This is a genomic window from Ruegeria sp. H8 (assembly GCF_056532905.1).
In genome coordinates this window covers 472,693-486,170 of sequence record NZ_JBQFNY010000002.1, presented here as the reverse complement: position 1 = coordinate 486,170, position 13,478 = coordinate 472,693, and the positions used below count along the sequence as shown (strand labels likewise).

The following is a 13,478-nucleotide window of genomic DNA, read 5'->3' as shown; positions in this document are numbered from 1 at the left end:
CGTAAAGGTCTTCAGACGCCGATATCCAGGGCCAGCGCGTGGATGCGCGGCACGATGTCGCCCAGCGCCTTGTGCACGGCACGGTGGCGGGCGACGCGGGATTTGCCTTCGAATGCGCTGGCGCGGATACGAACGTTGAAGTGGCTTTCACCACCTTCCTGATATCCTGCATGGCCCCTATGGCTTTCGCTGTCGTCGATCACTTCAAGCTCGCGCGGATCAAAGGCGGCTTGCAGGCGGGTTCGGATCTCGTCGGTCACACTCATTTTTTTGCTTAGCGGTAAAAATATTGCCGCACCCCTCTTCTACTTTCGGCTGCTTAGATTAAACTGCTGCCTCCGAGTCGAAAAGACGCGTTCTTGAGGATTAGAGCATGGCGAAATCAGACCCCTTCGGATTCGATATGTCCGTTTCCAGCGCCAAAAAGAAGAATCCGCGGGGACGCCGGGGCATGTCGGGTGCCTCTGAAACCTCGGTCCGGATCTGTGACCACGAGGGATGTGAAGAGCCGGGAAAGTTCCGCGCGCCAAAAGCACCGGATGTCCTGGATGATTATTTCTGGTTCTGCCAGCAACACGTGCGGGAATATAATCAGAAGTGGAATTTCTTTGACGGCACCACCGAAGCCGAGCTGAACGCACAGCGTTCGAAAGACAAGGTTTGGGAGCGCGAGACCAAGCCGATGGGCGACCCCGAAGCACGTGCCTGGGCCCGTTTGGGGATCGAGGATCCGCATCAGGTTCTTGGTGCTAACAGCACGCAGAACAAAGGCCGCACGACGGGTGGCGGCGGACGACGCCTGCCGCCGACCGAACGCCGTGCGATCGAGATTCTCGAGGCCAATGACAGCTGGACCAAGGCCGAGGTTCGCAAAGCGTACAAGAAGCTGATCAAAGTGCTGCATCCGGACATGAACGGCGGAGACCGCTCGCAGGAAGAGCAGTTGCAGGAAGTTGTCTGGGCCTGGGATCAGATCAAGGACAGCCGGAACTTCAAGTAAGGGGACGGCTTTCCCTGCTTTGCGTTCGCGGCGCGCTCTGCCTGAATGGTTGGGTACCGCAGACGACACAACCTGAAAAAACTGCGCAAGTTCCGTATGGAACCCTGTTTCATTCCACACGAAAGTGATGGAGGATTTGGGACAGGAGTTTCCAGGGATCAGTTTCGTGCGCACATCCATTTGCCTGTTGCTCGTCTCGCTAAGCGGGCTCATCGCTGCCAGTTTCATTCCGACTGACGCGGATTGGCTGTTCCTTTTGGCGCTGATTTGCGTGATGGCCAGCACAATCCTGTTCATACGGGCCTGGTTCAGGTGGCGCCGGGCCAATACATGGATCATCGTGGACGGCTCGAACGTCATGCACTGGAAAGATGGCACGCCGGATCTGGGTACGTTGAAGAAGGTCCTTGAGACTTTGAAGCACGCAGGGTTCAAACCGGGCGTCATGTTCGATGCGAATGTCGGGTACAAAGTCGAAGGCAACTATATGGACGACCGGAAGCTGAGCCGCGCCCTGGGCCTACGATCCAAGCAGGTCATGGTGGCCCCCAAAGGGACATCTGCGGACCCGCTGATATTGCAGGCGGCGCGGGATAGCCAGGCACGCATCGTCACAAATGACCGGTTTCGGGATTGGGTAGACGAGTTTCCGGATGTGTTGAACGCGGATCGTCTGGTAAAAGGTGGCTTTCGCAAAGACGAGCTTTGGTTTTCGCTATAGCCAAGCAACGGTTGACCCAAGGCACAGATGTGTGAGGCCATCACAACGGTGCTGCACTGAGAAATTGCCTATGGCAACCGATCTGAGAGAACACATTTGAAGGGGTTTGTTGAGGCCAGGGATCAAACCAGGGGCGGTTCGGATTACAACTATTCGCGCTTTAGTCCGGGTATGAGCTTCGCAATGCAATTGCTTCCCGGCGCTTCAAACAGCTTAAGCGAGTTTGCTGCGACTCTGCGGTGCCGTCACGCAATTCGGGGAACAGTGCGAGCAGTTCTTCGACGTCTCCACGACAGAAAGACTTCAGCGCTGTGTCGCCCAGAAAAAGACTTTCGCTACGTAGCCCCTGCGAGTGCAGTACCGCGTGTCGAGAGCAGGCAATGTGGTAATATGTGATGTCTTCACCTGTATGCACCTGCTGAATTGTTCCGTCATTCACCAAGTGGATTGCCGCAACAAAGACCCGATCTTGTCCGAACAACAACTCGGCGCGCCAGCCTTCCAGCATGATCCGATGTTGCGGGGACACAAAAACATCCTGGTTGGGTTGACCCTTGCAAATCGCGTCGCGCCGAATGCGAACGGGTCTAAATTTTGGTTGCAAAGCCAGTGTTTGTGCACTCAGCACTTTTTTCCCGATCCACAAAATCGGCAGCGTTTTCCCACCTGACACGCAAACTCTGTCACCGATCATCAGGTTCTCGACCGGGCGTGGACCGGCCTCGGTCTCTATCAGGGTTCCAGCAACAAAACAGGGCGGATTGTTTGGATCAAGATCTCCGGTTGTGATTTGCCAGTTTCCGGTTGTCATTGGCCCGGTGGGGTTGTTGGTGTCCCAGGCATAGATTTCGGTTCCAACCTGAATAAATTCACCAGATTCGCCGGTACCTCTGTAGTTACCTTGTCCGAGATACGTGTAGGGTACGAACGGACCACCGTTGATCGAAATCGTTTGACCCGAGACAGTGGCTGGATCGGTCATGTTTTGGACGATCAAGTCGCCTTGCCCGCTTGTGTTGACCGAATGAAGTAAGACATCAAACGACATACGTTGTATCCGCCAAGCAGGTTGGACCAAAAGGGAACTCGCAACGAACAAGTTCCCTCCGTGTGTTGACTGAACAGAACACCACAGACCTCACAAACTCACAAAGAACGCCAAAAACCACATCTAAAAGACATGTTAACGCGCCGAAGCAGCATTTCAATGATAGTATGTTAATGTTTGCATTTGAACGAGGCACAAAGGTTGTTGCCAGCCTTTCACCGAGGACTTCTGGGTTATGCGCAATCGGCCTCAAAGCTTGTTAACGCGAGGTGCCAAATCGTAGCGTGGGTCATCACTCTGGAATGACACCCCACGCGCAACGATAGGGCCAGTTTGCAAGAAAAACATGCGCACCTCTGGGCACCTTTCGCTTTCCCTTGCCCTTGCCCGCAATATGTTGCACCACACACGGGTTCAAACCCGGTGAACGGGCCAAAGGATAAGGACTAGGCGCATGGCTGACGGATCGATCGATATCAACGCAAAACCTACCGAGGATATCTCGGTCCGTGACGTGTTCGGCATTGACAGCGACATGGCGGTCAAGGGTTTCGCCGAGCGCAGCGACCGGGTGCCGGTGATCGATCATACCTACAAGTTCGATCCGGAAACCACGCTGGCGATTCTGGCGGGCTTTTCCCATAACCGTCGCGTGATGATCCAAGGCTATCACGGCACCGGCAAATCGACCCACATTGAACAGGTCGCTGCCCGTCTGAACTGGCCCGCCGTGCGTGTGAACCTCGACAGCCATATCAGCCGGATCGACCTGATCGGCAAGGACGCGATCAAACTGCGCGACGGCAAGCAGGTGACCGAGTTCCACGAAGGCATCCTGCCCTGGGCGTTGCGCAACCCGGTTGCCATCGTGTTCGACGAATACGATGCGGGCCGCGCAGACGTGATGTTCGTGATCCAACGTGTGTTGGAGCATGACGGAAAGCTGACCCTGCTGGATCAGAACGAGATCATCACCCCGAACCCCAACTTCCGCCTGTTTGCCACCGCCAACACGGTCGGTCTGGGCGACACCACGGGTCTATATCACGGCACGCAGCAGATCAACCAGGCGCAGATGGACCGCTGGTCGCTGGTGTCGACCCTGAACTATCTGAGCCACGACGCCGAGACGATGATCGTTCTGTCGAAGGCACCGCATTACAACACCGCCGAGGGACGCAAGACCGTCAGCCAGATGGTAACCGTCGCCGACCTGACACGGACCGCCTTCATGAATGGCGATCTGTCCACCGTCATGAGTCCGCGGACCGTGATCAACTGGGCTCAGAACGCCGAGATTTTCCGCAACGTGGGCTATGCGTTCCGCCTGTCCTTCCTGAACAAATGCGATGAGCTGGAGCGCCAGACCGTGGCCGAGTTCTATCAGCGCTGCTTCGATGAGGAGTTGCCTGAAAGCGCCGCGAGTGCAAGCTTGGGGTAAGCACCCGAATTGCGCCCGGAGCGGGCGCAATGCCTCCGGCGGGGATATTTTTGGCCAGATGAAGACGGATCCGTTACTGTTTTCGACGCCGGGTAGGCCAGTACTATGAGGGCTTAAGGACATGGCACAGAAGAACGACAACCCCGCCGATCCGTTCAAGAAGGCCTTGGCCGAGGCCACCAAGGTCATGGCCGATGATCCCGAACTGTCGGTGACCTATACGGTGGATCCTTCGGGCATGACGGGCGAGTCGATGCGGCTGCCTCAGGTCTCGCGTCGGATGACGCGCGAAGAAGTGCTGTTGGCGCGTGGCACGGCAGACGCCTTGGCATTGCATCGCAAGTATCATGACGACGCGACCCATGCGCGCTATGCGCCCCCGGGCGATATGGCGCGGGATCTGTACGAGGCGATGGAGACCGCCCGCTGCGAGGCAATGGGCGCGCGGGACATGCCGGGCACCGCCAGCAATATTGACGTCAAGATCGGGCATGAAGCAATCCGGCGTGGGTATGATCAGTGCAAGCAACCCGCCGATGCTCCTCTTTCGGTTGCGGCAGGCTACCTGATCCGGCATCTGGCCACCGGGCGTGATATGCCCTCTGCCGCCGAAAACATCATGAACCTGTGGCGTGGGTTCATCGAAGAGCAAGCGGGTGGGACGTTGGAGAATCTGGACGAGATTCTCTCGGATCAGGCGGAGTTTGCCAAATTCGCCCGTCAGGTGATCAAGGACCTGGGATATGGCGACCAGCTTGGGGATGACCCCGATGAGCTGGACGACGAGCAGGAAGACCAGGCCGAGGACGACGCCGAGGAACAGCCCGATCCGGACAGCACCGGTCAGGATGATCAGGACGAACAGGACGCCGACGCGACCCCTGAGCAGACGCAGGAAGAGCAGCAGGATCAGTCTCAGGCCCAGGTCTCGATGGACGAAATGGCCGAAGACGAGATGGGTGACGAGGCTGAGATGCCGGATGGCGAGGCGCCTCTGGAGCCGCCTGCCCCACCGCCGGCATCCGAAGCGGACCCGGATTACAAGGTCTATCTGGACACCCATGACGAAGAGATCGCCGCCGAGGATCTGGCCGAACCGGCCGAGCTGGAACGTCTGCGGGCCTATCTGGATCAGCAGCTGGAGCCCTTGAAAGGCGCGGTATCGCGTCTGGCCAACAAACTGCAACGTCGCTTGCAGGCGCAGCAGAACCGCAGCTGGGAATTCGATCGCGAGGAAGGCATTCTGGATGCGGGCCGATTGGCACGTGTGGTCGCGAACCCCACCACTCCGCTGAGCTTCAAGGTCGAGAAAGACACCGAGTTCCGCGACACGGTGGTAACGCTGCTGCTGGACAATTCGGGGTCGATGCGGGGTCGTCCGATTTCGATCGCCGCCATTTGCGCGGATGTTCTGGCGCGGACGCTGGAGCGGTGCAACGTAAAGGTCGAAATTCTGGGCTTTACCACGCGGGCGTGGAAAGGCGGTCAGGCGCGCGAAGCGTGGCTGAACGACGGGCGCCCACAACAGCCCGGGCGCCTGAACGATTTGCGCCACATCATCTACAAGGGCGCGGACGCCCCTTGGCGTCGTGCGCGGCCCAATCTGGGTCTGATGATGAAAGAGGGCCTGCTGAAAGAAAACATCGACGGTGAAGCACTGGAATGGGCTCATCGCCGGATGCTGGCACGGCGCGAACAACGCAAGATCCTGATGGTGATCTCGGACGGTGCGCCGGTCGATGATTCGACGCTGAGCGTGAACCCGGCCAACTATCTGGAAAAACACCTGCGCGACGTGATCGCGATGGTCGAAAAACGCAAGATGGTCGAACTTTTGGCCATCGGGATCGGCCATGACGTGACCCGGTATTATGACCGGGCGGTGACGATTACCGATGTAGAGCAACTGGCCGGCGCGATGACCGAACAACTGGCGGCTCTGTTTGACAGTGACCCGCGGGCGCGGGCGCGGGTCATGGGGATGAGAAAGGCCGGCTGAGGCTGATCTTCTGCCCGGCGGGCGCATTTCCCCGAGGGCGAAGTGTTTTTCGTTGCTGATCATCGGCTTGTTCAGGCGGGGTGTTCCCGTCTGGACATTTTTTGAAATGCGCCTCAGGGTCACGCTCAAATGATGTGAATGAGGCCGCCCATGTTCCAATCCTTCGAAGTGACCGCCCGCCCGGAACAGGGGCCACCGCGGCTGGCCGCCTTGCGCGAACAGATGGTGCAAGAAGGGCTGGACGGGTTTCTGATCCCGCGGGCGGATGCGCATCAGGGAGAGTATGTCGCAGCGCGCGATGAACGTCTGGCTTGGCTGACCGGGTTCACGGGCTCGGCCGGGTTTTGCGCCGCCCTGCGCGACGTGGCCGGAGTTTTCATCGACGGGCGGTATCGCACCCAAGTCAAGGCACAAGTTGCCGCAGATTTCACCCCGGTCCCCTGGCCCGAGGTAAGCCTGAGCGCCTGGCTGAAACAGCAATTGCCCAACGGCGGCAAGATCGGATTTGACCCGTGGCTGCACGCGGCGGGGCAGATTTCCGGCACATTGAGTGATCTGGATGGATCGGGCATCGAACTGGTGAGATGCGAAAACCTTGTGGACCGGATCTGGGCCGATCAACCGGCACCGCCGATGAACCCGGTCAAGGCGCATCCGATCGAATTTGCCGGGGAAGGTGCGGACAGCAAGATCGCCCGTCTGGCCGAAGACCTTCGACGGGCCGGGCACAAGGCAGCGGTGATCACCCTGCCGGATTCCATCATGTGGCTGTTGAATATCCGTGGGTCGGATATCGCCTATAACCCGGTGGCCCACGGCTTTGCCATTCTTCATGCAGGAGGTCAGGTCGATCTGTTCATGGCGGCAGAAAAACTGGCCGGGGTACGGGATCATCTGGGCTCTCAGGTGACCTTGCGCGCTGTGGGCGATTTTTTGGATGCGGTTGCGACACTGGCCGGTCCGGTGCAGGTGGATGCCGCTTCGGTACCTCAGATCGTGGCCGATGCGCTGGGTGACGCGATGACGGATGGAGGCGATCCCTGCGCCCTGCCCAAAGCCTGCAAGAATGCGGCTGAAATCGCGGGCAGCGCCGAGGCGCATTTGCGCGATGCGGTGGCGGTCATCGAAACGTTATGCTGGCTGGACCAGCAAGCCCCGGGCAGCGTGACCGAAACACAGGTTGTCACCCGGCTGGAAGAAAACCGGCGCAAGGACAATGCGCTTCAGGACATCTCGTTCGATACCATTGCAGGCACGGGTCCGAACGGTGCGATCATGCATTACCGCGTGACGGAAGAGACCGACAGCCGCCTGGAACACGGCCATATTCTGGTGCTGGACAGTGGCGGGCAGTATCTGGACGGCACCACCGACATCACCCGAACCATCGCCATCGGTGACGTCGGAACCGAGGAAAAAACCTGCTTCACCCGGGTGCTGAAGGGCATGATTGCCATGTCAATGCTGCGTTGGCCTGCGGGCCTTGCCGGGCGGGATATCGAATGTGTGGCCCGCGTGCCGCTGTGGTCTGCGGGACAGGATTTCAACCATGGGGTCGGACATGGGGTCGGCGCCTATCTGAGCGTGCATGAAGGGCCGCAACGGCTGTCCAAAGTCAGCCATGTACCGCTGCAACCCGGCATGATCCTGTCAAACGAACCCGGGTATTACCGGGAAGGCGCCTTTGGCATCCGCATCGAAAACCTTGTGGTGGTGGAAGACGCTCCTCTGCTTCCCGATAGCGATGCCGAACGCGCGATGCTGAACTGGCGCACGCTGACCTATGTACCAATTGACCGCAGACTGATCATGGCCGATATGTTGACGACCGACGAACGCGACTGGCTGAATGCCTATCACCGCGACGTTGCGGAAAAAATCCGCCCAAGGCTGGGACATGACGCACAACTGTGGTTGGATGCCGCAACTGCCCCAATCTGACACTGGTCTGTTACATAAAACAGGCAGAGGGGTGGCCCTGATACGACGACGGAAGGAAGAGGAATGGCTGAGATCACGATCCGGAAAGCGCCGGGCAAATGGACTGTCCGCTCGGGCGGTGCGATCCTGGGCGAAACGAACAACGCGCTGGAACTGCTTGAAGGCGACAAGGATCCCGTGATCTATTTCCCGCGCAACGATATTGCGATGGCGTTTCTGGATCGGACCGACAAGGTGACCCACTGCCCCGGCAAGGGCGACGCGACGCATTTTTCCATAGTCAACAAGTCATCCGTGACAGACAACGCGGTCTGGAGCTATGAGGATCCGATTCAGGCAGTGGCCGAGATCAAGGACCATCTGGCATTCTATCCGGCTGAATCGGTAAAGGTGGAGCAGATTTAACACCACCCCCCGCGCCCACCTCACGCAGCTGTGGCATGCACGTGAACGGCATTTGCGGCACACTTGCTCCGGGGTAACACCGGAGGCTTTCATGTCGATTTCACGTCGCGGTTTTGCTGGGATGATCGGGGCTGGTGCAATGGCACCCGGTGTGCTGTGGGCGCAGCAGGATCCGGTTCTGGAGGCGTTGCGCAGCACGCTGAACGGGCGTCGGACCGCGTTTGAGGCGCAGATGGCGTATCTGAAGGACCGCGGCCAGCCGGATGTTGTGGCCGGGTTGCTGACCGCGATGCGCTATGCCGACAGGCGGCGGGATGAGATTGTCGAGGTGATGGAGGCCCTGACCGGGCAGCGTCATGGCAACGACTGGTTCGCGTGGATGCTGTGGCAGGAACGAAACCCGCAGATTGTCCCTCATCCTTCGCTGATCCCGTTCAAGCGCGAAGTTCTGTTGGGGATCGACCCGAATTTCGATCTGTTCCTGCGGTCTGAGTATCTGCAACGCGGCAGGATGAAGATCCGCCTGGAAGAGATCGCCTGGGGCGGTGTGTACAAGGATGGCATTCCGTCGCTGGACAACCCAACCCTGATCTCGGCTTCGAATGCGGGGTATCTGAAGGGCGATGATCTGGTGTTCGGCGTCGCCATCAACGGCGATGAGCGCGCCTATCCCCTTCGGATCATGGGATGGCACGAGATGTTCAACGAGGTGATCGGAGGCGTGCCCGTGGCGCTGGCCTATTGCACGCTTTGCGGGTCGGGCATCCTGTTTGAAACTCAGGTGGCGGGGCGGCGAAAGCCGTTCATTTTCGGGTCGTCAGGTTTCCTCTATCGCTCGAACAAGCTGATGTTTGACCGCGAAACGCATTCGCTGTGGAACCAGTATACCGGCAAGCCTGTGGTCGGGCCTTTGGCCAACAGCGGCATCACGTTGAAACAGCGCCCGGTTGTGATCACGACATGGGACAGCTGGAGGACCTCGCATCCCAAAACCCGTGTTCTGTCGCTGAACACCGGGCATCGGCGCAATTACGGATCAGGGGTGGTTTATCGCGACTATTTCGCCTCGAGCGAGCTGATGTTCCCGGCCACTGTGGATCAGTCCCGGCATCGGCAGAAGGATTACATCTTTGCCGTGCGCCAGTTTGGTGCCGCCCGCGCCTGGCCTCTGGATGCGTTCAAGGGCAAACCGGTGATCAACGATGCAATCGGCCAGACACCTCTGGTTCTGATTGGCGATCCCAAAGAGCGCAGCGTGCGGGCCTATGAACGAAAATCTCATGTGTTCCGGGCGACGCAAGACGGATTGCAGGATAGCGCGGGGAATGGTTGGACCGTCACGGAAGAGGCTTTGATCGGGCCGGATGGCACGCGTTTGCCTCGGGTCGCCGGGCATATATCGTACTGGTTTGCGTGGGACAATTACATGGGCGACGCAGCCAGCGTTTTTGGTGAGTGAAACTCAGGAATGCTCTTCGGCAGCCGTGGCCGCAAGCGCCCTGTTATATGCCTTGAGCGCATCGACGTGATAGAGCGCCCCAACCGGTGTTTCAGAGCCGTCGTTTTCCAGAATGACAACCGGAATGCAGGGGATGTCGTCACGATCAAAATAGGGCATGGCGGCTTCCAGCGTGGCGCTGGCCTGAATGCACAGGCCCTGGTCGATCAGCCCCTGCGCCTCTTCCTTCGTGATCGACCGCGGATCCCCAAGCGGGCGCATCACCGCTCCGGCGCGAAGCATTGCCAGCAAATAAGCCTGCGGCCCCGCGGCCAGGTGGACATCACGCCGTTCCAGCTGCGTCAGGAAGAAAGACCGGTCCACAAGTCTCGAGGCCAAGGCCGTGGACATGGACACGCTGACCATCACGGCAAGGCCGATCTGCCAATCGCCGGTCAGTTCAAAAACGATCAAAGTGGTCGAGATGGGCGCGCCCAGCACGGCCGCGGCCACGGCGCCCATTCCGGCAAAGGCATAAAGCGTATGCGTGCCCGACACATCCGGCAGCAACCCGGTGGCGATCAGACCGAAGGCCAGCCCGGTCAACGCGCCGACCATCAGAGACGGAGAGAACACCCCACCGCCCATGCGCCCGCCCATGGTAATCGCCACCGCGACCGTTTTGATCACCGCAAACAGGATGGCTGTGGTCAGCACAAGATCACCGGTCAGGGCGCGAATTGTCGTCTCGTACCCCACGCCGATGATATGCGGAAACCAGATGGCCATCAGCCCCAGCATCGCCCCGGACACCGCAGGGCGCAGCCAGGCCGGAATCGACAGGCGGTTCTGGATATGGCTGCCGATATCCTCGGCAAAGAAAATCGACCGCATCAGCAGCAGCGCGACAAGCCCGCAGATCAGGCCCAGGATCAGGAAGGCCGGAAGCTCGACATAGAATTGCAGCGATCCCGGCGTCTCCAGCGTGAACTCGGTGACGTCGCCATATTCCAGCCGGTTGATCACCGTTCCCGCGACCGAGGCGATGACGATCGGGGCAAAGGCGTGAACGGCGAAATGGCGCAGCACGACCTCGAGCGCGAACAAGGCCCCCGCAATGGGGGCGTTGAAGCTGGCCGACACGGCCGCGGCAACGGCACATCCCAACAGGTCACGTCCCGTGATCCCATCCGCGTGTATGCGGTTGCTGACCCATGTGGAAATCACTCCGGCCATATGCACCACCGGCCCCTCTCGGCCTGTCGATCCGCCCGAACTGAGCGTGATCAGCGAGGCAAAAAACGACGCGATGCCCGCCTTGACCTCGACCCGCCCGTCGGTGATGGCCGAACCTTCGATCACGTCGGCAACCGACCGGACTCGGCCGTCATTGGTGAACCGGTTCAGGATGATGCCGACGACCAGGCCACCGAAGATGGGAATGATCAGAACCATGAACCATGGCAGTTTCTCGGCGTGGCTGTGCAGCAGCAGGATGTCATCGGTATCGTAAAGATAGGCTTGCAGCGCACGGATGGCCTTGCGGAAGCCAAGCGCCATGAAACCGGCCGCGATCCCGATGGCCAGCGCAATGAACCAGAACTGGATCTGGCTTGGCCCCCGGCGCAGCATGACCCGCCACGCATCCTTGATCGCGGCCAGAGCCTGATTGAACTGGTTGCGAAGAACGGTGCGGGTCGATTGGGTCATTGGCCCTCGGGGATCATCACTTAACCCTTAGTAAGCCACGGAGCGCCCATATAAAAGTGAGATAGCGACAGTGTGAGCACCAATTCACGCCATCGCCGCATCAGGCCTGCAACAGAGCCCGTGCGGCGGCTCGGGCTTCTTCGGTGATGGTGTCGCCGGCCACCATGCGCGCGATTTCGTCCACCCGATCCGGTTCGGCCAGAGGAATGACGGTGGATAGGGTTTGTCCGTCGGTGACCTGTTTCTGCACCCGCCAGTGATGCGCCGCCCGTGCGGCGACTTGAGGGGAATGGGTGACAACCAGAACCTGCCCGCCCTGCGCCAGCGAGGCCAGCCTGCGCCCGACGGCATCGGCTGTTGCCCCACCGACACCGCGATCGATTTCGTCAAAGATCATCGTCCGGGCACTGTCGTCGCCAGACAGGCAGACCTTGAGGGCCAGCAGAAAGCGGCTGAGCTCACCCCCCGAGGCGATCTTGTTCAGCGGCCCCGCCGGCGCACCAGGGTTGGTGGCCACGGTGAAGGCCAGCGCGTCGGTGCCTTCGGGGCCGGGTTCAGCCGGGGTGATCTCGGTCTGGAATACGGCACGTTCCATCTTGAGCGGGGCCAGTTCCGCCATGACGGCCGCGTCAAGCCGCCCGGCGGCGGCCTTGCGCGCAGCGCTGAGGTCGGCTGCGGCGGCGTCATAGGCCCGTTGCGCCGCGTCCACGGCTGCTCGCCTGTCTGCCAGGTCGGCATCCCCTGCCTCCAACCGGTTCAGCCGGTCACGCAGAGTTTCGGCAAACGAACCCAGATCATCCGAGGCCACGTCATGTTTGCGGGCCTGCGCACGGATGGCAAACAGGCGTTCCTCGGCCTGTTCCAATTCCACCGGGTTGAAGTCCAGCGCCTGAAGGCAGGCATTCACGCCATCCTGCGCCTCGCCCAACTCGATCATCGCGCGCCCGAGCGCTGCTATCGGTTCTTCCAACTGGCCGCCCGCATTGTCCGAGACGCCTTCCAGCCAGCGGATGGCGTCGGACATGGCCCCTTCCGCCCCGTCCCCGGACAACAGGGCAAAGGCACGCGCAACATCGTCGCGAATCCGCTCGGCCCCTTGCATCATGCGGCGGCGGGCATCCAGTTCGGCATCCTCACCGGGTTGCGGGTCAAGCTGGTCAAGTTCGGCGACCGCGTGACGCAGGAATTCTTCCTCGCTGCGGACGGCAGCCAGAGCGGCCTCGGTCTCGGCCAGCGCCTTGCGGGTACGGGACATCGCGGCCCAGGCGGTTCGCACCTTTGTCAGCAGCTCCGTGACCTGTGCGAATTCGTCCAGCATTGCCCGATGACTACGTGGGTTCAGCAAACCGCGGTCATCATGCTGACCATGCAGTTCGACCAGGGTCTCGGACAGCGCCCGCAGAACTTCGCCCGAGCAGCGGCGGTCATTGACCCAGGCGGTCTTGCGGCCCTCGGCCGTGTTGACGCGACGCAGGATCAGTTCCTGCCCCCCCGGCAGGCCGGCTTCGGCCAGAATCGCATGTGCGGGATGATCGGCAGAGAGTTCGAATTCGGCGACGACCTCACCCTGCGCGGCCCCCTGCCGCACCAGTTCCGCGCGCCCTCGCCAGCCCAACACGAAGCCAAGCGAATCCAGCAGAATCGATTTGCCCGCACCCGTCTCGCCGGTCAAGGCGTTCAAGCCCGGCTGAAAGCTGAGTTCCAGCCGGTCGATGATCAGCATATCGCGGATATCAAGGGCGCGCAGCATGTGGTCTTCAGCGTCCCGGACCAAA

Annotated in this window: 11 protein-coding genes; 7 read left to right on the top strand and 4 right to left on the bottom strand. The window is 60.2% G+C overall.

Going from position 1 to position 13,478, the window contains the following annotated elements; translation table 11 throughout:
• Positions 1–11 precede the first annotated feature (11 nt).
• Positions 12–266 (bottom strand): BolA family protein, encoded by a 255-nt coding sequence (locus ACR0A2_RS08810; protein WP_171167246.1) that lies wholly within the window; start codon positions 264–266, stop codon positions 12–14.
• A 107-nt stretch (positions 267–373) separates the two neighbouring features.
• On the opposite strand from ACR0A2_RS08810, the gene ACR0A2_RS08805 reads away from it, so the two are divergent.
• Both ACR0A2_RS08805 and ACR0A2_RS08800 read left to right on the top strand, forming a co-directional pair.
• Entirely contained in the window at positions 374–1,000 is a 627-nt protein-coding gene (locus ACR0A2_RS08805; RefSeq protein ID WP_152458640.1) for a J domain-containing protein, read from the top strand.
• A 127-nt stretch (positions 1,001–1,127) separates the two neighbouring features.
• A complete protein-coding gene (locus ACR0A2_RS08800) occupies positions 1,128–1,721 on the top strand; it encodes an NYN domain-containing protein (RefSeq protein WP_480834762.1) in 594 nt (197 codons plus the stop codon).
• A 160-nt stretch (positions 1,722–1,881) separates the two neighbouring features.
• Here the strand turns inward: ACR0A2_RS08800 and ACR0A2_RS08795 are convergent, their stop codons facing one another.
• A complete protein-coding gene (locus ACR0A2_RS08795) occupies positions 1,882–2,703 on the bottom strand; it encodes a Hint domain-containing protein (protein ID WP_480834761.1) in 822 nt (273 codons plus the stop codon).
• A 520-nt stretch (positions 2,704–3,223) separates the two neighbouring features.
• Between ACR0A2_RS08795 and cobS the strand changes: the two genes are divergently transcribed.
• The 5 genes from cobS to ACR0A2_RS08770 all read left to right on the top strand — a co-directional run bounded on the left by cobS (position 3,224) and on the right by ACR0A2_RS08770 (position 10,014).
• Positions 3,224–4,210, top strand: coding sequence for a cobaltochelatase subunit CobS (gene cobS / locus ACR0A2_RS08790; RefSeq protein WP_152458642.1), 987 nt, complete (start codon positions 3,224–3,226; stop codon positions 4,208–4,210).
• 121 nt (positions 4,211–4,331) lie between these two features.
• A complete protein-coding gene (gene cobT / locus ACR0A2_RS08785) occupies positions 4,332–6,209 on the top strand; it encodes a cobaltochelatase subunit CobT (RefSeq protein WP_480834760.1) in 1,878 nt (625 codons plus the stop codon).
• 150 nt (positions 6,210–6,359) lie between these two features.
• Positions 6,360–8,150: an aminopeptidase P family protein gene (locus ACR0A2_RS08780; protein ID WP_480834759.1), complete on the top strand. Its 1,791-nt coding sequence runs from the start codon at positions 6,360–6,362 to the stop codon at positions 8,148–8,150.
• A gap of 63 nt (positions 8,151–8,213) precedes the next feature.
• Positions 8,214–8,555 (top strand): DUF427 domain-containing protein, encoded by a 342-nt coding sequence (locus ACR0A2_RS08775; RefSeq protein ID WP_152458645.1) that lies wholly within the window; start codon positions 8,214–8,216, stop codon positions 8,553–8,555.
• A 91-nt stretch (positions 8,556–8,646) separates the two neighbouring features.
• On the top strand, positions 8,647–10,014 hold the full coding sequence (locus ACR0A2_RS08770; protein WP_480834758.1) for a DUF3179 domain-containing protein: 1,368 nt from the start codon (positions 8,647–8,649) through the stop codon (positions 10,012–10,014).
• A gap of 3 nt (positions 10,015–10,017) precedes the next feature.
• Here the strand turns inward: ACR0A2_RS08770 and ACR0A2_RS08765 are convergent, their stop codons facing one another.
• Entirely contained in the window at positions 10,018–11,703 is a 1,686-nt protein-coding gene (locus ACR0A2_RS08765; RefSeq protein ID WP_171114940.1) for a chloride channel protein, read from the bottom strand.
• A 100-nt stretch (positions 11,704–11,803) separates the two neighbouring features.
• Positions 11,804–13,453 carry a DNA repair protein RecN gene (gene recN / locus ACR0A2_RS08760; protein ID WP_480834757.1) on the bottom strand — a complete coding sequence of 550 codons (1,650 nt, stop codon included), beginning with the start codon at positions 13,451–13,453 and terminating at the stop codon, positions 11,804–11,806.
• Positions 13,454–13,478: the final 25 nt, after the last annotated feature.